Annotated in this window: 23 protein-coding genes; 8 read left to right on the forward strand and 15 right to left on the reverse strand. The window is 60.4% G+C overall.

Annotation, left to right across the window (positions count from 1 at the left end; translation table 11 throughout):
• Nucleotides 1–10 precede the first annotated feature (10 nt).
• The 3 genes from mltC to mutY form a co-directional block, all read right to left on the reverse strand.
• Complete coding sequence (mltC, locus tag WFM45_RS16630) at nucleotides 11–1,087, reverse strand: membrane-bound lytic murein transglycosylase MltC (RefSeq protein ID WP_004937402.1); 1,077 nt, start codon at nucleotides 1,085–1,087, stop codon at nucleotides 11–13.
• Between the two features lie 63 nt (nucleotides 1,088–1,150).
• Nucleotides 1,151–1,423: an oxidative damage protection protein gene (locus WFM45_RS16635; RefSeq protein ID WP_004937404.1), complete on the reverse strand. Its 273-nt coding sequence runs from the start codon at nucleotides 1,421–1,423 to the stop codon at nucleotides 1,151–1,153.
• Nucleotides 1,420–2,520, reverse strand: a complete 1,101-nt coding sequence (mutY, locus tag WFM45_RS16640; RefSeq protein WP_311265867.1) for an A/G-specific adenine glycosylase — start codon at nucleotides 2,518–2,520, stop codon at nucleotides 1,420–1,422. The genes WFM45_RS16635 and mutY overlap by 4 nt, the downstream gene beginning before the upstream one ends.
• 177 nt (nucleotides 2,521–2,697) lie before the next feature.
• On the opposite strand from mutY, the gene trmB reads away from it, so the two are divergent.
• The 6 genes from trmB (at nucleotide 2,698) to WFM45_RS16670 (ending at nucleotide 6,204) form a co-directional block, all read left to right on the forward strand.
• Entirely contained in the window at nucleotides 2,698–3,417 is a 720-nt protein-coding gene (trmB, locus tag WFM45_RS16645; protein ID WP_004937410.1) for a tRNA (guanosine(46)-N7)-methyltransferase TrmB, read from the forward strand.
• Nucleotides 3,417–3,743 (forward strand): YggL family protein, encoded by a 327-nt coding sequence (locus WFM45_RS16650; RefSeq protein WP_004937412.1) that lies wholly within the window; start codon nucleotides 3,417–3,419, stop codon nucleotides 3,741–3,743. The genes trmB and WFM45_RS16650 overlap by 1 nt, the downstream gene beginning before the upstream one ends.
• A 215-nt stretch (nucleotides 3,744–3,958) precedes the next feature.
• Nucleotides 3,959–4,882, forward strand: a complete 924-nt coding sequence (gene glsB / locus WFM45_RS16655; RefSeq protein ID WP_004937414.1) for a glutaminase B — start codon at nucleotides 3,959–3,961, stop codon at nucleotides 4,880–4,882.
• 30 nt (nucleotides 4,883–4,912) lie between these two features.
• Complete coding sequence (locus tag WFM45_RS16660; RefSeq protein WP_015379052.1) at nucleotides 4,913–5,635, forward strand: DUF2884 domain-containing protein; 723 nt, start codon at nucleotides 4,913–4,915, stop codon at nucleotides 5,633–5,635.
• Nucleotides 5,636–5,729: 94 nt separating this feature from the next.
• Nucleotides 5,730–5,972: a DUF4160 domain-containing protein gene (locus WFM45_RS16665; protein ID WP_004937418.1), complete on the forward strand. Its 243-nt coding sequence runs from the start codon at nucleotides 5,730–5,732 to the stop codon at nucleotides 5,970–5,972.
• Entirely contained in the window at nucleotides 5,956–6,204 is a 249-nt protein-coding gene (locus WFM45_RS16670) for a DUF2442 domain-containing protein (RefSeq protein ID WP_004937422.1), read from the forward strand. The genes WFM45_RS16665 and WFM45_RS16670 overlap by 17 nt, the downstream gene beginning before the upstream one ends.
• 36 nt (nucleotides 6,205–6,240) lie before the next feature.
• Here WFM45_RS16670 and hemW read toward each other — a convergent pair whose 3' ends face one another.
• The 6 genes from hemW to WFM45_RS16700 are packed head-to-tail and all read right to left on the reverse strand — an operon-like array spanning nucleotide 6,241 to nucleotide 10,408.
• Entirely contained in the window at nucleotides 6,241–7,383 is a 1,143-nt protein-coding gene (hemW, locus tag WFM45_RS16675) for a radical SAM family heme chaperone HemW (RefSeq protein WP_085337152.1), read from the reverse strand.
• Entirely contained in the window at nucleotides 7,376–7,969 is a 594-nt protein-coding gene (locus WFM45_RS16680; protein WP_085337151.1) for an XTP/dITP diphosphatase, read from the reverse strand. Before WFM45_RS16680 ends, hemW begins: the two co-directional genes overlap by 8 nt.
• A gap of 17 nt (nucleotides 7,970–7,986) precedes the next feature.
• Nucleotides 7,987–8,277, reverse strand: a complete 291-nt coding sequence (gene yggU / locus WFM45_RS16685) for a DUF167 family protein YggU (protein ID WP_004948014.1) — start codon at nucleotides 8,275–8,277, stop codon at nucleotides 7,987–7,989.
• The gene (locus WFM45_RS16690) at nucleotides 8,274–8,828 is read right to left on the reverse strand and encodes a YggT family protein (protein WP_033632091.1); all 555 of its coding nucleotides are present in this window, start codon (nucleotides 8,826–8,828) and stop codon (nucleotides 8,274–8,276) included. Before WFM45_RS16690 ends, yggU begins: the two co-directional genes overlap by 4 nt.
• A 31-nt stretch (nucleotides 8,829–8,859) precedes the next feature.
• Nucleotides 8,860–9,681 (reverse strand): pyrroline-5-carboxylate reductase, encoded by an 822-nt coding sequence (gene proC / locus WFM45_RS16695; protein WP_048325374.1) that lies wholly within the window; start codon nucleotides 9,679–9,681, stop codon nucleotides 8,860–8,862.
• Nucleotides 9,682–9,700: 19 nt separating this feature from the next.
• Entirely contained in the window at nucleotides 9,701–10,408 is a 708-nt protein-coding gene (locus tag WFM45_RS16700; protein ID WP_336956491.1) for a YggS family pyridoxal phosphate-dependent enzyme, read from the reverse strand.
• Nucleotides 10,409–10,428: 20 nt separating this feature from the next.
• Between WFM45_RS16700 and WFM45_RS16705 the strand changes: the two genes are divergently transcribed.
• On the forward strand, nucleotides 10,429–11,451 hold the full coding sequence (locus WFM45_RS16705) for a type IV pilus twitching motility protein PilT (protein ID WP_033632094.1): 1,023 nt from the start codon (nucleotides 10,429–10,431) through the stop codon (nucleotides 11,449–11,451).
• On the opposite strand, the gene ruvX is transcribed toward WFM45_RS16705, so the two are convergent.
• The 6 genes from ruvX to WFM45_RS16735 all read right to left on the reverse strand — a co-directional run bounded on the left by ruvX (nucleotide 11,448) and on the right by WFM45_RS16735 (nucleotide 15,650).
• Nucleotides 11,448–11,870, reverse strand: a complete 423-nt coding sequence (ruvX, locus tag WFM45_RS16710) for a Holliday junction resolvase RuvX (RefSeq protein WP_033632095.1) — start codon at nucleotides 11,868–11,870, stop codon at nucleotides 11,448–11,450. The genes WFM45_RS16705 and ruvX overlap by 4 nt on opposite strands.
• Nucleotides 11,870–12,433 (reverse strand): YqgE/AlgH family protein, encoded by a 564-nt coding sequence (locus WFM45_RS16715; protein WP_004937452.1) that lies wholly within the window; start codon nucleotides 12,431–12,433, stop codon nucleotides 11,870–11,872. The genes ruvX and WFM45_RS16715 overlap by 1 nt, the downstream gene beginning before the upstream one ends.
• A gap of 145 nt (nucleotides 12,434–12,578) precedes the next feature.
• Nucleotides 12,579–13,529 (reverse strand): glutathione synthase, encoded by a 951-nt coding sequence (gshB, locus tag WFM45_RS16720; RefSeq protein WP_033632096.1) that lies wholly within the window; start codon nucleotides 13,527–13,529, stop codon nucleotides 12,579–12,581.
• A gap of 10 nt (nucleotides 13,530–13,539) precedes the next feature.
• Nucleotides 13,540–14,271 (reverse strand): 16S rRNA (uracil(1498)-N(3))-methyltransferase, encoded by a 732-nt coding sequence (gene rsmE / locus WFM45_RS16725; protein WP_004937458.1) that lies wholly within the window; start codon nucleotides 14,269–14,271, stop codon nucleotides 13,540–13,542.
• A 69-nt stretch (nucleotides 14,272–14,340) separates the two neighbouring features.
• On the reverse strand, nucleotides 14,341–15,036 hold the full coding sequence (gene endA, locus WFM45_RS16730; protein ID WP_015379043.1) for a deoxyribonuclease I: 696 nt from the start codon (nucleotides 15,034–15,036) through the stop codon (nucleotides 14,341–14,343).
• Between the two features lie 101 nt (nucleotides 15,037–15,137).
• A complete protein-coding gene (locus WFM45_RS16735; RefSeq protein WP_004937462.1) occupies nucleotides 15,138–15,650 on the reverse strand; it encodes a SprT family zinc-dependent metalloprotease in 513 nt (170 codons plus the stop codon).
• Nucleotides 15,651–15,999: 349 nt separating this feature from the next.
• On the opposite strand from WFM45_RS16735, the gene fumA reads away from it, so the two are divergent.
• The gene (gene fumA / locus WFM45_RS16740; protein ID WP_004937467.1) at nucleotides 16,000–17,646 is read left to right on the forward strand and encodes a class I fumarate hydratase FumA; all 1,647 of its coding nucleotides are present in this window, start codon (nucleotides 16,000–16,002) and stop codon (nucleotides 17,644–17,646) included.
• Nucleotides 17,647–17,783: the final 137 nt, after the last annotated feature.

Here is a 17,783-nt window from a genome sequence, read left to right on the forward strand (position 1 = left end):
GCGGGAAGCGCTACTTTCTGCGGTAGCTCTTCTGCGCGGTATTCACTTTCACCAGATAGCGGCGCGACTCGGCGGCCGGGTGCTTGGTGGTCAGCGTTTGGTACACGTCGCCCGGCTGCATGCCGTTGATGATGCCCACCGCGCGCGTCCTGTCGCTGGAGAACACCCGCAGCACGCTGCCGGCGCCGCCGTTGTAGGCGGTGATCACCGCATAGCGGCGCGAGGTCGGGTTCTGAATGCCGCCCAGGTAGTTGTTCTGCAGGATCGCCAGGTAGGCGGTGCCGGTATCGATGTTGTTCTCTGGATCGAACAGGTAGCTGCGGCTCGGGGTGCCCCATTTGCCGCGCATCTGGAACACATCCTTACCGGCGGTGTGCTGCACCACCTGCATCAGGCCCAGCGCGTCCGAACCGCTCACCGCATACGGGTTGAAGCTCGATTCGGTCTGCATGATCGCCAGGATCAGCGATTCGTCCACGCCGTATTTTTCCGACGCCTTGCGCACCATCGGCAGATATTTGTGCGCACGTTTGTCCAGGTGGTTTGGCACCAGCTGGATGGTGACCGAGTAGATGACGTGCAGGCCGGAGGTGCGTTTTTGCAGCTTGGTCTGCAGCAGGTAATCGGCGAAGTGCGCCGCGCGCCATTCCCAGCGGATCGGCGCGCCTTTGTTATCCAGCACCTGGCCGTACAGGAACGGCTCTTTGCTGATCTGGATATCGTTGGCGTCGGAATAGAGATCGATAGAGCCCGGATCGTCACCCATCAGCAGCGTGCTGATGATCGCCTGGCGCAGGTGCGCGGCCGGATCTGTGGTGGCGATGGTTTCGATGGTGATGGCACCGGTGTCGAAGTTGATGTGGCTGCGGGTTTGGTATTGGTCGGTATATTTGACGTAGTCTTTCGGCCCGGCGATCAGAACTTCGTTCAGACCCCAGATGTTCTCGATGTTGTGAGCGAATTGCCCCATCAGAATGTCGAAGCCGTTGGTGTCTTTGATCCAGGCTTCGTTGATTTCTTCACTTTTTTTGCCGGAACAGGAGATCAGCAAAGGCGCTATTACGAGCAAAGCTAAAATTTTCTTCATCTTAAAGCCGTTTGGAAGAAGTATAAGAGGATTGAAGCGGGCCAGCGCCTGGCCCCAACAGCGTTATTCGCTCGGCGGCGTATAGCCTTCGATGTGCACGTCGTGCCCTTCGAACAGGAACTTGATCATTTCCTCTTCCAGCAGTTTGCGATCATCCACGTTCATCATGTTCAGCTTCTTCTCGTTGATCAGCATGGTCTGCTTCTTCATCCACTCGCCCCAGGCTTCCTTGGAGATCTCGTTGTAGATGCGCTTGCCGACGTCGCCGGGATAAAGCTGGAAGTCCTGGCCCTCGGCGTCGCGCTGCAGGAAAGTACAAAAAATGGTGCGGCTCATGCTAATTCCTCGTCGATGGCGCTATCGCCATATAAGTTTTGTTGGATCGGGGGCTGCTTCGCCAGCTGTTGCAACAGGCGATCCACCGGCGCTGCCAGCCCGACCGACGGCGGCTGCGCTAAGTTATACCAGAGACCCGCGCCCTCATCCATGCTGCTGCCCGCCGCGTCGAGCGACAGCCACATCGGCACGATATCGAGATGGAAATGGCTGAACGTGTGGCGAAACGCGGTCAGCTGTTCCAGGCGCTTGCCTTTCAGACCGCGCTGCTGCAGCCAGAGTTCCACATCCACGCGCGCGCTGAACTGTGGGAAGCAGAACAGGCCGCCCCACAGGCCCACCGCCGGGCGCTGCTCCAGCCACACGCGGTCGCCGTGCTGCAGCAATAAGAAGTAGGCGGTTTTTTCCGGCAGGGTCTGCTTGGGCTTCTTACCGGGGTAGTTGGCCCAGCTGTGATTGGCGTAAGACAGGCAGCCGACGTTGAGCGGGCAGAGTTCACACTTGGGCTTGGAGCGGGTGCAGACCATGGCGCCCAGATCCATCATCGCCTGGTTGAACTGGCCGACGCCCTGCGCCGGGGTGACCTCTTCGCTGATTTTCCACAGCCGGTTTTCGACCTCTTTCTTGCCCGGCCAGCCTTCCACCGCGTAGCAGCGAGCCAGCACGCGCTTCACGTTGCCGTCGAGGATCGGATAGTGTTGGCCCAGCGCCAACGACAGCACCGCGCCGGCGGTGGAGCGGCCGACGCCCGGTAAATCGGCGATTTCTGCGAAGGTTGTCGGGAACTCGCCGCCGTGCTGTGCGACAATGGTCTGCGCCGCCTTGTGCAGGTTGCGGGCGCGGGCGTAATAGCCGAGGCCGGTCCACAGATGCAGCACTTCGTCCAGCGGAGCCTCCGCCAGCGCGCGCACGTTGGGAAAACGGGCCATAAAGCGCTGAAAATAAGGAATGACGGTGGCAACCTGAGTCTGTTGCAACATCACCTCGGAGAGCCATACTTGATAGGCGGTTTTCTCCAGCTGCCACGGCAGGGTCTTGCGACCGTAGCGTTGGTACCAGTCAAGCACCACCTGTGCGAATTGTTGTGCTTGCATCATGAGCAGCGTCGTTATCCGGCAGAAAATGAAGCGAGATTGCAGCATAGAGTCATGATGCTGTAAACCGGAACTTTCCGACGCCGCACGGCGGGTACAGAAGATGAACACTTGCTAAACCAATGTATCTTTGCATAATGCGCGTTTCCCTAATTGGCAGCCAAACAGACAGAAAGCACTATGATTAATGACGTCATCTCCCCGGAATTTGATGAGAACGGCCGCGCGATGCGCCGTATCCGCAGTTTTGTCCGCCGCCAGGGGCGGCTGACCAAAGGCCAGCAGCACGCGCTGGAGAACTATTGGCCGGTGATGGGCGTGGAGTATCAGGCTGACGCTGTCGATCTCGCCGCGCTGTTCGGCCGCGAAGCGCCGACGGTGCTGGAGATCGGTTTTGGCATGGGCGCCTCGCTGGTGACCATGGCGGGCAACAATCCGCAGCAGAACTTTTTAGGGATCGAAGTGCACTCGCCGGGCGTGGGCGCCTGCCTGGCCGACGCCCACGAGGCGAAGCTGAGCAACCTGCGCGTGATGTGCCACGATGCGGTTGAAGTGCTGGAAAACATGATCCCGGACGGCTCGCTGGACATGGTGCAGCTGTTCTTCCCCGATCCGTGGCACAAGGCGCGCCACAACAAGCGCCGCATCGTGCAAACGCCGTTTGTCGAACTGGTGCTGCGCAAGCTGAAGACCGGCGGCGTCTTCCACATGGCTACCGATTGGCAACCTTATGCGGAACATATGTTAGAGGTTATGAACGGGGTCGCAGGCTACCGTAATCTTTCCAGCGATAATGATTACGTGCCGCGTCCGGATTCACGCCCGCTGACGAAATTTGAATTACGCGGCCAGCGCCTGGGACATGGCGTTTGGGACTTGATGTTTGAGAGGAAAGAATAATGGCTAAGAACCGCAGTCGTCGTTTACGTAAAAAGTTGCACATTGAAGAATTTCAGGAGCTGGGTTTCTCCGTAGCCTGGCGTTTTGCCGAAGGCACGTCGGTGGAAGACATCGACAGCACGCTGGATACCTTCATCGATGAAGTGATCGAGCCGAACGGCCTGGCGTTTGACGGCAGCGGCTACCTGCAGTGGGAAGGTCTGATCTGCCTGCAGAAGATCGGCCACTGCACCGACGAGCATCGCGAACTGGTGAAAAACTGGCTGGAAGCGCGCAAACTGACCGACGTTAAGGTCAGCGATCTGTTCGATATCTGGTGGGACTGATCGCGCTTGCCCGATGAGCGCGGCTTCGCGCCGCTTATTTCCCCCTAAATAATTGGATTTGCATCACGGCGGCAAGAGTGTGAGTCCCCAGGAGCTTACTTCAGTAAGTGACTGGGGTGAGCGCTCGCAGCCAACACAGATGCGGATTCAAGTATGACGGGGATGGATTTAAGGTGCCTTAACGGCGCCTTTGTTTTGCCCGGAGTGTGACCGAGGTGGTAACAACATTGGATAACGCGTTGCTGGAAGAGATCCTGCAACAGGTGCGCCCGCTGATTGGCCAGGGGAAAGTGGCCGACTACATCCCGGCGTTGGCGGAAGTGCCCGCCGATCGGTTGGCGATCGCCGTTTGCACGGTGGACGGTGAACTGTTCCAGGCCGGCGACGCCGCGGAGCGCTTCTCCATCCAGTCGATCTCCAAAGTGCTGAGCCTGACGCTGGCGCTGACGCGCTATCAGGAGCCTGAGATCTGGCGGCGCGTGGGCAAAGAGCCTTCCGGCCTGCCGTTCAATTCGCTGCTGCAGCTGGAGATGGAGCAGGGCAAACCGCGCAATCCGTTTATCAACCCCGGCGCGCTGGTGGTGTGCGACATGCTGCAAACCCGGCTCAGCGCCCCCAAACAGCGCATGCTGGAGGTGGTGCGTCAGCTGGCCGGCGAAGACGACCTGGCCTATGACCTGCGGGTGGCGCGTTCCGAATTCGAACACTCCGATCGCAATGCGGCCATCGCCTATCTGATGAAATCGTTCGGCAACTTCGAAAACGACGTCATCACCGTGCTGCAAACCTATTTCCATTACTGCGCGCTGCGCATGAGCTGTGTGGAGCTGGCGCGCAGCTTCGTCTATCTGGCCAATCACGGCCGCGATCTCAGCGGCGAGGCGGTGATCAGCCCGCTGCAGGCCCGGCAGATCAACGCCCTGATGATGACCAGCGGCATGTACGACGGCGCCGGCGAATTCGCCTATCGGGTGGGAATGCCGGGCAAGTCCGGCGTGGGCGGCGGCATCGTGGCCATCGTGCCGGACGAGCTGTCGATCGTCGTCTGGTCGCCGGAGCTGGATGCTTCCGGCAACTCGCTGGCGGGAACTGCGGCGCTGGAACTGTTGTCTCAACGTATCGGTCGTTCGATTTTTTAATCCCAGTCTGGATGGGAGTCAGGAGAAGCTATGTTGAAGAAAACCGGGTTAGCCTTACTGCTGCTGGCGGCGACTGCCGCGCAGGCCCACGCCGAGTACCAATGCAGCGTTAAACCCCAGGACGATGTGATCATCAGCCCGCAGAGCGTGCAGGTGAAAGGCGCCAGCGGCGACCTGCAAATTTCGCCGGATGGCGACGTGATCCGCAACGGCCAGGCGTTGAGCCTGAACGATAGCCAGCGGCAGAAAGCCTTCAGTTACCAGAGCGCCTTGCGCAAGCAGCTGCCGTGGATCGACGACGGCGCGCAGAAACACCTGGAGAAAGCCCGCGCAGCGCTGGATAAAGTGATCGTCAAAGAGCTGGGCAGCAACAGCAACGTGCGCAACCGGCTGACCACCCTGAACGGCCAGCTGAAACAGCAGATGAACCGCATCATCGAGCACCGCAGCGACGGCCTGACCTTCCACCACAAGGCGATCGACCAGGTGGAACAGGATGGCCGCAACATCGTGCAGCAGAGCATGGGCGGCGTGCTGCAGGACAGCCTGAACGAAATGGGCGTCAAACAGGCCGCCAACAGCGGCGGTAACCCGCTGCAGGCGATCATGGGCAACCTGGGCGGCTTGCAGAAGGCGATCCAGAACGAATGGAACAACCAGGAGCAGGACTTCCAGAACTTCGGCCATGATGTGTGCAACCGCGTCACCGCACTGGAAACCCAGCGCAAGGATCTGCTGAAAGCGTTGAAGTAACGGATAGGCGTAGCCGCCGTGCGTTTTTGACCTCACGGCGGCTATCTGACAAACTGGCTAAACTATAATCAATCGGCAAAAGGATTTTGCATTGATGCCAGTGATATTCCGTTATAAAGGCTACAGGTTCTTTTTTTATTCCAACGAGGGTGACCCGCTTGAGCCGCCGCATGTTCATATCAGAGATGCTGAGGCTGAAGCGAAATTCTGGTTGGTTCCTGGCGTGCAGTTGGCGCGTAATGACGGCTTTAACGCCAGAACGCTAAAAGAGCTGGCGGGTCTGGTTGATACCTATCAGGCATTGTTTTTGGAGGCTTGGCATGAGTATTTCGGCTAAACGCGTCAGCTTTGACGATGCGACGATGTGGGTCGAACTGAGCGACGCCCGAATTATTGGCGTGCCACTGGCCTGGTTTCCGCGTTTGTTGAATGCGACGCAAGAACAGCGGGCAGAGTATGAACTCAGCGCTCGCGGCATCCATTGGGATGCGTTGGACGAGGATGTTTCCGTTGAGGGATTGCTGAAGGGGCGTGGCGACGTGACGCATCGCCCTCATAATGCCGCCTGAACATGAAAAAAAGCGCTGATTATTCAGCGCTTTTTTTTACTCGTCGTCCGCCAGGAACAGTTCCAGCAGCGAGTTGAGGAACAGTTTGCCCTTCTCGGTGATCTGCCAGTGCTCTGCGGTTTCTTCCAGATAGCCTTTGGCCAGCGCCTCGTCCAACTGCGGGCGAATGACGCTTTCCGCCAGCCCGGTGTAGTTGACGAAGTCGGCGCGCGGCGCGGCTTCCAGCAAGCGGAAGCGGTTCATGAAGAACTCGAACGGCCGATCCGCCGTCGCCACCTCATGCTGCTTGTCCATGTAGTCGCCACGCATGAAGCCGCGCGGGTGTTTGGTCTTGGCGGTGCGCAGGATACGCCCGTCGCTGAAGGTCACCTTGCCGTGCGCGCCGCAGCCGATCCCCAGATAGTCGCCGAAGCGCCAGTAGTTGAGGTTGTGTTGGCATTGGTAGCCCGGCTTGGCGTAGGCCGAGGTTTCGTACTGCTGATAGCCGGCGGCGCTCAACAGCTGGTGGCCGCGCTCGAAGATGTCCCACAGCGCATCGTCGTCCGGCAAAACCGGCGGGCGCGAGCTGAACAGGGTGTTCGGCTCGATGGTCAGCTGATACCACGACAGGTGCGGCGGATTGAGGGCGATAGCCTGGCGCAGATCGTCCAGCGCCTCTTCCAGCGACTGATCCGGCAGGCCATGCATCAGATCGAGGTTAAAGCTGCGCAGGCCAAGGCCGGTCGCCAGCGTCGCCGCGCGTTTGGCTTCTTCCGGGCCGTGGATGCGCCCCAGACGGTTCAGCTTCTCGGCGCTGAAGCTCTGCACCCCGATGGATATGCGGTTGACGCCGGCGCGCTGGTAGCCGCTGAAGCGATCGGCCTCCACGGTGCCGGGATTGGCCTCCATGGTGATTTCGGCGTCGTCGGCGACGCGAATGCGCGCCCGTACCCCGTCCAGTAAGGCCTGCATCGCCTCGGCGCTCAGCAGGCTGGGGGTGCCGCCGCCGATAAAGATAGTGCTGATTTCCCGGCCGCCGGCCAGCGGCAGGTCGGCATCCAGATCCGCTAATAGATGATCGACATACTCCTGATGCGGCACGTCACCCTTCAGGGCATGGGAGTTGAAGTCGCAGTACGGGCATTTCTGCACGCACCACGGGATATGGATGTAGAGACTCAGCGGGGGCAGCTTAAGCATTGCGCATGGCTTCCAACATCAGCTTCAGCGCCTTGCCGCGGTGCGAAATCGCCCGCTTCTCGTCGCGGCTCAGCTCGGCGGCGGTGCGGCCCAGCTCCGGCACGTAGAAGACAGGATCGTAACCGAAGCCGCCTTCACCGGCGGCCTGCTCGGTGATTTCGCCGGCCCAACTGCCGTGGAACACCAGCGGCGTCGGGTCTGCCGCATGGCGCAGATAGACCAGCACGCAATGGAATTGCGCGCCGCGCTGGCCCGGCGCTACGTCTTTCATCGCCGCCAGCAGCTTGTCGAGGTTCTGCCGATCGTCGGCATCTTCACCGGCGTAGCGCGCGGAGTAGATGCCCGGCGCGCCGCCCAGCGCATCTACCGCCAGGCCGGAGTCGTCGGCGATCGCCGGCAGGCCGGTGACCTGTGCCGCATGGCGCGCTTTCAGAATGGCGTTTTCGATAAACGTCAGGCCGGTCTCTTCGGCGGACTCCACGCCCAGATCAGTTTGCGCGACCACGTCCAGGCCGAAATCGGCCAACAGGTCGGCGAGTTCGCGCACTTTGCCCGGGTTACCGGTGGCAAGAACGACTTTTTGCATAATGACTACCTTGAAAATTATTCGATGAGCGCCGCGACCACGGCGGGGATCTGTTGCGGATTCACGATGCGTAACTGTTTATGCCGCCCCAGTTCGCCTTTCTCGATGGTGACGTTGCTTTTCGCCACTTTGAACTGCTTGGCGATAAACTTGATCAAATGGGCGTTGGCTTGGCCGTCGACCGGCGGGGCGGTGATGGCGACTTTCAGTTCGTCGCCATGCAAGCCGATAATTTGGTCGCGGCTGGCTTTCGGCTGAATATATAGCCTGATCGCCAGCCCGTCCAGCACCGGAGTGACTGCACTCACAGCAGGAACCAGATCTCACCGAACACATCCATGCCCAGGTAGTTGATCAAATAGAGGATCAGGATCACGACCATGGCGGAAAAGTCGATGCCGCCCATCGCCGGGATGATGCGACGGATCGGCGCCATCAAGGGTTCGGTCAGTTGGTACATCACGTAGTCGATCGGGCTGCGGCCCTGGCTTATCCAGCTCATCAGCGCACGAATGATCATCACCCAGAAGATCAGGTAGCCGGCGGACTTCACCAGCGAGATCAGGCCGAACAGCAGGTTATACGGGCTGAGCGACATCGCGCCGCCCTGAATCAGCAGCAGCAGCGGGTACTTGATGGTCATCAGCAGGAACGCCAGCAGCAGCGAAGCGCTGTCGATGGGCCCCAGTGACGGAATGATGCGGCGCAGTGGGCCGACCACCGGCTGGGTGATCTTCACCACAAACTGTGAGAACGGGTTGTAAAAATCGGTGCGCGCCCACTGCATCCAAATGCGCAGCAACAGCACCATCACGTACAGATCAATAACGGTCTTGACCAGGAAAGTCAGCGTTAGCATGAAGTGGTCCTTCTCCTTAACTCGCGGTTATTTAAAATAATTTTTCCATCTCTTGGGCGCGGAAAACGGCGGCCTGCATCGCTTGCCCCACGGTTTCCGGCAGTTGGCGTTCGTTGAACACCCGCAGCGCTTCGGCGGTGGTGCCGCCTTTGGAGGTCACCTGCTCGCGCAGCGTGCCCAGCGGCGTATCCGGGTTGGCTTCCACCAATGCGGCGGCGCCGGAAGCGGCCTGCTGCACCAGATCGCGCGCGGTCTGGCTGTCGAAGCCCATGCGCTCGGCCTCTTTTTGCATCGCTTCCATAAACAGGAAGAAATAGGCCGGGGCGCTGCCCGCGGCGGCGATCACGCCGTTGATGCCATTTTCGTCATCGACCCAGCAAACTTTACCGACCGACGCCATTAAATCGCCGGTGTAATCGCGATCCCGCTGGCTGACCTGCGCCGGCGCGTACAGCCCGCTCATGCCCTTGCCGACCAGCGACGGAGTGTTGGGCATGATGCGCACGATGTCCAGTTGGTCGCCGAGCAGCTGATAGAAACGGCTGACCTGAATGCCGGCGGCGATCGACAGCACCAGCTTGCCGCTGAAATCGACCTGTTCGCGCAGCGGCTGACACACGTCGGCCATCATCTGCGGTTTGACCGCCAGCACCACCACCTCGGCTTCACGCGCGCAGGCGACGTTGTCGCCGCTGCTGACGATGCCGTAGTCTGCAGCCAGCGCATCACGGTTTTTCGGCGAAGGGGCGCAGACGCTGATGGATTTGGCTGGATAGCCGCCCGCCACCAGGCCGGCGATGATTGCACGCGCCATGTTGCCGGCGCCGATAAAGGTAATCTTGCGATGTTGCATCAAATCCCTCGTCTGTGTGTCAGGCCTGCGAGTAGTCGCGGGCGCCAAAAATTGCGGTGCCGATGCGCACCAGGGTGCTGCCGGCAGCGATCGCCGCCGCCATATCGTCCGTCATGCCCATCGACAGCGTATCGGCCTGCGGATAACGCTGACGCAGGGCGAGAAATGCGTCGTTCATCCGGCTGAATACCGCCAGCTGCCGCTGATAATCCGCTTCCGGCGCCGGAATAGCCATCAGGCCGCGCAGCGTCAGGTTCGGCAGCGCGGCGATCGCTTCGGCCAACGCCGGCAGTTCGGCCAACGCAATGCCGGATTTGCTTTGCTCGTCGCTGATGTTGATTTGAATCAGCACGTTAAGCGGCGGCATGTCGGCCGGGCGCTGATCGCTCAAGCGCAGGGCGATGCGCAGCCGATCCACGGTATGGCACCAGGCGAAGTGTTCCGCCACCAGCCGACTCTTATTGGATTGCAGCGGGCCGATAAAGTGCCACACCAACTCGCCGCTTTGCGGCGACTCGGCGAAATGCCGGATCTTGTCTACCCCTTCCTGCACGTAGTTCTCGCCGAAGGCGCGCTGGCCGGCGGCGATGGCTTCTTCGATCGCCGCCACAGGTTTGGTTTTGCTGACTGCAAGCAGGGCAACTTCTTCTGGCGCCCGCGCGCAATTTAGCGCGGCGGCCGCAATGCGGTTTCTGACATCCTGCAGGTTCTGTTGGATAGTGCTCATTATTGACCCGGGAGAGTGATATGGATATCGATGAATTCGTGGCCCTTAGTGTAAAGCATAATGCTTCCGATCTGCACCTTTGTGCCGGTCATCCGCCGATGTTGCGCATCGACGGTGAACTGCAGCCATTGGCGGCGGCGCCAACGCTGACGGCGCAGGGCGCGCAGGCCCTCTGCGACGGATTGCTGAATGCGCAGCAGCGCGAGAGCCTGCGGCGGCTGGGGCAGGTCGATCTGGCGCTGCACAGGCCGAGCGGGGAACGGCTGCGGGCCAACGTTTTTCAGCAAAGCGCGGGAGTTTCTCTCGCGTTGCGGCGTATCGCCGGGCAATCGCCTTCGCTTGCCGAGCTGGCGGCGCCAGCCATCGTCCCGGCGTTGCTGCGGCGCGCCGACGGATTGATCCTGGTCACCGGCGCCACCGGCAGCGGCAAGTCCACCACGCTGGCGGCGATGATCGACGAGATCAACCGGCACCAGCAGCGGCATATTTTGACGCTGGAAGATCCGATCGAATTCCTGCACCGCAGCCGGCGTTCGCTGATCCAGCAGCGGGAGATCGGCCGCGACAGCCACAGCTTCGATGCGGCGTTGCGCGCCGCGCTGCGCGAAGATCCGGATGTGATCCTGCTGGGCGAGTTGCGCGATACCGCCACCATCCGGCTGGCGCTCACTGCGGCGGAGACCGGCCACCTGGTGCTGGCGACGCTGCACACCCGCAGCGCGCCGCAGGCGGTGGAACGGCTGGTGGACGTGTTTCCGGCGGAAGAGAAACCCTATGTGCGCGCCCAGCTGGCCGGCAGCCTGCAAGCGGTGATCGCGCAAAAGCTGATGAGGCGCCCTGGCGGCGGACGCGTGGCGATCTTTGAAGTGCTGACGGCGACGGCGGCGGTCAGCAACCTGATCCGCGAAGGGAAAACCCATCAGTTGGCGAGCGTGTTGCAAACCGGCGCGCAGTCGGGCATGCAAACCTTTGAGCAAGGTTTGCAGCAGCGGATCGACGCCGGTGTGTTGGGGGAGTGCGCGGCGGAGGGAACGGGCGTTTAGCCCAGCTGCCGTTCGAACCAGCTTTCGAGGATCACCACCGCGGAGGCGGAGTCCACGCTGCCTTTATCAAGGGCGCGAAAGCCGCCGCGATCGAACAGGTTGGCGCGCGCTTCCACGGTGCTCAGACGCTCGTCTTGCAGCTCGATCTGGATGCCAAAACGGCCGTGCAGGCGATTGGCGAACTTGCGCGCCTGGGCGGTAACGGGCTGTTCGGTGCCGTCCATGTTCAGCGGCAGGCCGACCACCACCAAATCCGGCTGCCACTCTTTCAGCAGCTTTTCGATTTTCAGCCAGTCCGGCGAGCCGTCCTGCGCTTTGAAAGCCGGCAGGGCGCGGGCGCTGCCGGTCAACTCCTGGCCGATGGCCGCGCCGATGCTTTTGGTGCCGAAGTCGAAGGCGATAATGGTGCGGTTACTCATCAGGCGTGTCCTGCGTGGTTGGCGATGCTGCGAATGTCGATGCCCAGAAGGTTCCCCGCCTCGCGCCAGCGGCTGGCGATTGGCGTGCGGAACAGAATGTCGGTGTTGGCTTCGATGGTCAGCCAGGCGTTTTCCAACACCTCCTGCTCCAGCTGGCCCTTTTCCCAGCCCGCATAGCCCAGCGCCACCAGCACGTCGTCCGGTTGTTCCGGGGTGCCGAGCGTCTCCAGCACGTCTTTCGAGGTGGTGATCATGGTGTTGGGAGAAATTTGAATGCTGGCGCCGAAGCCGTGGCGCGGCGTATGCAGGATAAACCCGCGATCGTCCGCCAGGGGCCCGCCGGCGAACACCGGTTTGTCCAGGCTGATGGCCGGATCGCGCGCAGGCGGCATGATCTTCAGCTTGCTCAGCACCGTGGCTACCGTGAATTGCTCCACCGGTTTATTGATCACCAAACCCATGGCGCCTTCTTCATTGTGCTCGCAAATGTAAATCACCGAGCGCTTGAAGCGAGGATCCTGCAGCGTTGGCATGGCGATCAGAAAATGGTGCTGTAAATTCATGGCGTTAATATAAGGTAATCAATGGGTGAGAAAATAAACAGCCGCCAGTATGCGGCTATACCCGCCGCCTTTCAAGCCGCGCGCAAAGGCGAGCTTTGGCGGGCGCGATACGGGATAGCGGGCGGCATGCCGCCCGCATGACGCATTACTTCGCCGCCAGGCGCTTTTCAATCGCGTCCATCAGCATGCCGGTAATCGAAATCGGGAATGCCGCCTCGATCTCGCGCGCGCAGGTTGGGCTGGTGACGTTGATTTCAGTCAGGCGATCGCCGATCACGTCCAGGCCGACGAAGATCAGCCCTTTCTCTTTCAGCGTCGGGGCGACGGCGCGGGCGATTTTCCAGTCGCTTTCGCTCAGCGGGCGCGCTTCGCCGCGGCCGCCGGCCGCCAGATTGCCGCGGGTCTCGCCCTGCGCCGGAATGCGCGCCAGGCAGTAAGGCACCGGCTCGCCGTCCACCACCAGGATGCGCTTGTCGCCGTCCTTGATCGCCGGCAGGAAGTTCTGCGCCATGCAGAAACGGCTGCCGTGTTCGGTCAGGGTTTCGATGATCACCGACAGGTTAGGATCGTCCTGCTTCACGCGGAAGATAGACGCGCCGCCCATGCCGTCCAGCGGTTTCAGGATGATGTCGCCGTGCTGCTGGTGGAATTTGCGGATGTGCGCGGCGCTGCGGCTGACCAGCGTATCCGGCGTCAGCTCCGGGAACCAGGCGGTGAACAGCTTCTCGTTGCAGTCGCGCAGGCTTTGCGGCTTGTTGACCACCAGCGTGCCTTTAACTTCGGCGCGTTCCAGAATGTAGGTCGCGTAGATATATTCGGTATCGAACGGCGGATCCTTGCGCATCAGGATCACGTCCAGCTCGTGCAGCGCCAGATCCTGCTCGGCGCCGAAGCTGAACCAGCTCTCCTTGTCTTCCTTCACGCTCAGCAGGCGGGTGCGGGCGCGCCCGTCACCGGCATGCAGATAGAGATCGTTCATCTCCATGTAGTGCAATTCGTAACCGCGGCGCTGCGCTTCGAGCAGCATGGCGAAGCTGGTGTCTTTCTTGATGTTGATGGAATCGATTGGGTCCATCACGATGCCGAGCTTAATCATCTTTTCTCCTTTAACCCAGGTCGCCGAAGCGGACCTGCAGAGCGGTAATGGCGGTGAGCGCTGTGGTTTCGGTACGCAGAACGCGTGGTCCCAGCAGAATATCAGTAAATCCGTGGTCGGTGGTCATGGCGATTTCGTCGGCGGACAAACCGCCTTCCGGGCCGATCAACAGGCGAACATGATCCACCGGCTGTGGCAGCGTGTTGATGCTGTGGCTGGCGCGCGGGTGCAGGTTGAGTTTCAGGCTGCCGTCCTGCTCGGCGCACCAGGCCTCCAGCGACATCGCCTCGCGGATTTCGGGAATGCGGTTGCGGCCGCACTGTTCGCAGGCGGCGATGGCGATCTTCTGCCATTGCTGGATTTTCTTCGCCAGGCGTTCGCCGTCCAACTTCACGCCGCAGCGCTCGGAAAACAGCGGGGTGATGACGTTGACGCCCAGCTCGATGGATTTCTGGATGGTGAACTCCATCTTCTCGCCGCGCGAGATCACCTGGCCCAGATGCAGGTTGAGCGGCGATTCGATGTCATCCACGCGGCCGTCGCCAAGGCGCACCAGCACGCTCTTTTTGTCCACCCGGATTATTTCGGCGTCGAACACCTGGTTGCTGCCATCGAACAACTGCAGCGCCTGGCCGGCGCTCATGCGCAGCACGCGCCCGACGTGGTTGGCGGCGTCCTCGCTGAGGGCGATCTCCGCCCGGTCGGTCAACGGCTGCGGATGGTAAATGCGGGGTATGCGCATGGGTAGTCTGATCCTGACGAAACGGCGCCGCGGGTTGGCGGCGCCATGAAAGATAAAGGCTATAGTAGGTTAGCTTTTCCGCTGCTGACAAGCCTGTTGAATATAGGGGTTGTGGTTGCCCTGCACCTTGGCGATACGTGCTTCGCGCTGACATTCCCATTGGCTCACCGGATATTGCCGGTTCCACACCTCGAACAGTTGGGTTTGCTGGCGTGACAGCCGCAGCTGGTAGCGATCGCGCATGTAGAAGTAGGTGCGGGCAATGGCGCCGCGGGCGCGGGCGGGCGGCTCCGCCTGTTTATTCTTGAAGTCCACCTTCATTGGGCACTGCCCGTACTGGCCTGCGCCGCCGTTCCATTGGCTGTACATGAAGTTGTTGCGGTCGCCGTTCACTTCGCCGATCGCCGGCTGCAGGTTGTGCAGATCGGTTTCTATCTGGCGATAGGTGGCGTCCTTGTTGCAGTTTTTGCGCCCGCCGTCTTGCCAGCACTGCAGCTGGTGGCCGAACTGCCAGGCCGGCACCACGTGTTCCCATTCAATGCGCTGCGCGCGTTGGGCGTTTTTACGCACCTGATAGCCGCAGCCGGCGAGATCGGGAATGCCCTTCTTGCCTTGCCACTCGATGCGGCAGCCGCAGTAAAAACTGCCCGGCGCATCCTGGTTAATCTTGGCCGCCGCCGTCTTGGCCTGAGAGAAGTTATTGATGCCGTGCGCCTGTGCGGCGCCTGCGGCGAAAACCGCCATAAACAAAATTCTGCGAAGCATATTCCAAAACAGCTCAAAATTGGAAAAGCAGGCAGGGTAACGGAACTTGTCGGCAGTGGCAAATGGCGATATTTACTTGTTTTAACGTATAAATCGTTTAACTAAAGGTTCTCGCTAGCAAGAAATTTCAGTTTTTCGCCGCACCGGCGGCAGCGGTATTCGCTTTCGCCGCGCAGCACGCGGTTATGGCGGCGAATGGTGAGCTGGTGCTGCCCGCAGCCGCAGCGGTAGGGGAAGGTTTTGCTTTGCACCGAGGCGGTTTCGAAACGATGAGTGCGGCTGGCGGGCGTCAGCAGCACGCTTTCCATCATCCAGCGCCATTCGCGGCCGTGCGGCGCTACCCGGCCGAATTGGCGAAACACCAGCAGGTGCGCCAGTTCGTGCGGCACCACTTCATCGATAAACGGCTGTTGGTTTTCCAGCAGCAGCACCGGGTTCAGACGGATTTCCCAGCTTTGCAGCCAGGCGGTGCCCGCGCTGGTGCCGCGTTGCTGATAGACGATGCTGGGTTCGGGGAACTCGACGGCAAAATGCTGGCGGGCCAACTGCAGCTTTTCTCGCAGGCAGCGCATCACCGCTTGTTGCAGCGCGATGGGGATTCTCGGTTTGTTCATTGCGGCTAGCTTAAGCAATGGCGCGGCGGCTGACAATATGCCCCGGCGCAAATCGCATCCGGCGCTTTTTCACCGCATTGATAAGACGATCGCCGCCGATGGATTGTAATCAATGTGTTAACTGCGGGATAATAAAGCGTGCATGATGAGTCTGTACCCGCAGTTCTCACCGAGCAAGGTTGAAACGCCGCCTGTGGTAATCCCTTACGCAAATAGCGGTTATTTTGCGATTTGGCGCAATAACTGACTGATTAAAAATACGTAAGGTGGAGGCAGTTTTTTGACAAGGCGCCGTGTCGCGCGCCGTAAGTGTGAATTTAACGCAGCTGATGTTGCAAGTGAGAGATCAATGTCGAATAAACCGTTCCACTATCAAGATCCGTTCCCGCTGAAGAAAGACGATACCGAATACTACCTGCTGAGCCGCGACCACGTTTCCGTGAGCGAATTTGAAGGCCAGGAAATTCTGAAAGTTGCCCCTGAAGCGTTAACCCTGCTTGCCCAGCATGCGTTCCACGACGCCTCGTTCATGCTGCGCCCGGCGCACCAACAGCAGGTGGCCGATATCCTCAAAGATCCGGACGCCAGCGAAAACGACAAGTACGTTGCGCTGCAATTTCTGCGTAACTCAGAAATCGCCGCCAAGGGTATTTTACCGACCTGCCAGGACACTGGCACGGCGATCATCGTCGGCAAAAAGGGCCAGCGCGTCTGGACCGGCGGCGGCGATGAAGAGGCGCTGTCGCGCGGGGTGTATAACACCTACATCGAAGAGAACCTGCGCTATTCGCAGAACGCCGCGCTGGATATGTACAAAGAGGTCAATACCGGCAGCAACCTGCCGGCGCAGATCGATCTCTACAGCGTGGACGGCGAAGAGTACAAATTCCTGTGCATCGCCAAGGGCGGCGGCTCCGCCAACAAAACCTATCTGTATCAGGAAACCAAGGCGCTGCTGTCGCCGGGCAAGCTGAAAAACTACCTGGTCGACAAGATGCGCACGCTGGGCACCGCGGCTTGCCCGCCGTACCACGTGGCGTTCGTCATCGGCGGCACCTCGGCGGAAGCGACGCTGAAAACCGTCAAACTGGCCTCGACCAAGTATTACGATGGCCTGCCGACGGAAGGCAACGAGCATGGTCAGGCGTTCCGCGATCTGGAACTCGAAGCGGAACTGCTGCAAGAAGCGCAAAACCTGGGGCTGGGCGCACAGTTCGGCGGCAAATACTTTGCACATGATATCCGCGTAGTGCGCCTGCCGCGCCACGGCGCCTCCTGCCCGGTCGGCATGGGCGTCTCCTGCTCGGCGGACCGCAACATCAAAGGCAAGATCAACCGCGACGGCATCTGGCTGGAAAAACTGGAGCACAATCCGGGTAAATTCATTCCTCAGGAGCTGCGCCAGGCCGGGGAGGGCGAGGCGATCAAGGTCGATCTCAACCGCCCGATGGCCGAGATCCTCAAACAGCTGTCGCAGTACCCGGTTTCCACCCGCCTGTCGCTGAGCGGCACCATCATCGTCGGCCGCGATATCGCGCACGCCAAGCTGAAAGAGCGCCTGGATCGCGGTGAAGGCTTGCCGCAGTACGTCAAGGACCACCCGATCTACTACGCCGGCCCGGCTAAAACGCCGGAAGGCTATGCATCCGGTTCCTTGGGGCCAACCACCGCCGGGCGTATGGATTCCTACGTCGACCTGCTGCAATCCCACGGCGGCAGCATGATCATGCTGGCGAAAGGCAACCGCAGCCAGCAGGTGACGGATGCCTGCCACAAGCACGGCGGCTTCTACCTCGGCAGCATCGGCGGCCCGGCGGCGGTGCTGGCGCAGCAGAGCATCAAGAGCCTGGAGTGCGTGGAGTACCCTGAGCTGGGCATGGAAGCGATCTGGAAAATCGAAGTGGAAGATTTCCCGGCGTTTATCCTGGTGGATGACAAAGGCAATGACTTCTTCCAGAAGATCCAGGCCGGCCAATGCTCCAGCTGCCTGAAATAAGCGTTGCCCCCTTCGCCGCCTGCGGGCGGCGAAGGGGGATTGTGTAAAGTCCTGTAGCTTGCTGGACGCCGAGTTTTAACCTGTATACCCTACGCGGATAGCACTAAAATTCGACTAATGGAATATCGGCAACAGAA

The sequence above is a fragment of the Serratia sp. KG1D genome, assembly GCF_037150675.1.
GTDB classification, from domain to species: domain Bacteria; phylum Pseudomonadota; class Gammaproteobacteria; order Enterobacterales; family Enterobacteriaceae; genus Serratia; species Serratia nematodiphila.

Bases quoted from the DNA above. Each gene is read 5' to 3' on its own strand.
- WFM45_RS16700 (WP_336956491.1), bottom strand. From the start codon at position 10,408: ATGAGCACTATCCAACAGAACCTGCAGGATGTCAGAAACCGCATTGCG.
- WFM45_RS16705 (WP_033632094.1), top strand. From the start codon at position 10,429: ATGGATATCGATGAATTCGTGGCCCTTAGTGTAAAGCATAATGCTTCC.
- proC (WP_048325374.1), bottom strand. From the start codon at position 9,681: ATGCAACATCGCAAGATTACCTTTATCGGCGCCGGCAACATGGCGCGT.
- mltC (WP_004937402.1), bottom strand. From the start codon at position 1,087: ATGAAGAAAATTTTAGCTTTGCTCGTAATAGCGCCTTTGCTGATCTCC.
- rsmE (WP_004937458.1), bottom strand. From the start codon at position 14,271: ATGCGCATACCCCGCATTTACCATCCGCAGCCGTTGACCGACCGGGCG.
- WFM45_RS16660 (WP_015379052.1), top strand. From the start codon at position 4,913: ATGTTGAAGAAAACCGGGTTAGCCTTACTGCTGCTGGCGGCGACTGCC.
- WFM45_RS16680 (WP_085337151.1), bottom strand. From the start codon at position 7,969: ATGCAAAAAGTCGTTCTTGCCACCGGTAACCCGGGCAAAGTGCGCGAA.
- WFM45_RS16650 (WP_004937412.1), top strand. From the start codon at position 3,417: ATGGCTAAGAACCGCAGTCGTCGTTTACGTAAAAAGTTGCACATTGAA.
- WFM45_RS16665 (WP_004937418.1), top strand. From the start codon at position 5,730: ATGCCAGTGATATTCCGTTATAAAGGCTACAGGTTCTTTTTTTATTCC.
- WFM45_RS16635 (WP_004937404.1), bottom strand. From the start codon at position 1,423: ATGAGCCGCACCATTTTTTGTACTTTCCTGCAGCGCGACGCCGAGGGC.
- endA (WP_015379043.1), bottom strand. From the start codon at position 15,036: ATGCTTCGCAGAATTTTGTTTATGGCGGTTTTCGCCGCAGGCGCCGCA.
- WFM45_RS16715 (WP_004937452.1), bottom strand. From the start codon at position 12,433: ATGAATTTACAGCACCATTTTCTGATCGCCATGCCAACGCTGCAGGAT.
- mutY (WP_311265867.1), bottom strand. From the start codon at position 2,520: ATGATGCAAGCACAACAATTCGCACAGGTGGTGCTTGACTGGTACCAA.
- ruvX (WP_033632095.1), bottom strand. From the start codon at position 11,870: ATGAGTAACCGCACCATTATCGCCTTCGACTTCGGCACCAAAAGCATC.
- WFM45_RS16735 (WP_004937462.1), bottom strand. From the start codon at position 15,650: ATGAACAAACCGAGAATCCCCATCGCGCTGCAACAAGCGGTGATGCGC.
- fumA (WP_004937467.1), top strand. From the start codon at position 16,000: ATGTCGAATAAACCGTTCCACTATCAAGATCCGTTCCCGCTGAAGAAA.
- hemW (WP_085337152.1), bottom strand. From the start codon at position 7,383: ATGCTTAAGCTGCCCCCGCTGAGTCTCTACATCCATATCCCGTGGTGC.
- gshB (WP_033632096.1), bottom strand. From the start codon at position 13,529: ATGATTAAGCTCGGCATCGTGATGGACCCAATCGATTCCATCAACATC.
- WFM45_RS16670 (WP_004937422.1), top strand. From the start codon at position 5,956: ATGAGTATTTCGGCTAAACGCGTCAGCTTTGACGATGCGACGATGTGG.
- trmB (WP_004937410.1), top strand. From the start codon at position 2,698: ATGATTAATGACGTCATCTCCCCGGAATTTGATGAGAACGGCCGCGCG.
- WFM45_RS16690 (WP_033632091.1), bottom strand. From the start codon at position 8,828: ATGCTAACGCTGACTTTCCTGGTCAAGACCGTTATTGATCTGTACGTG.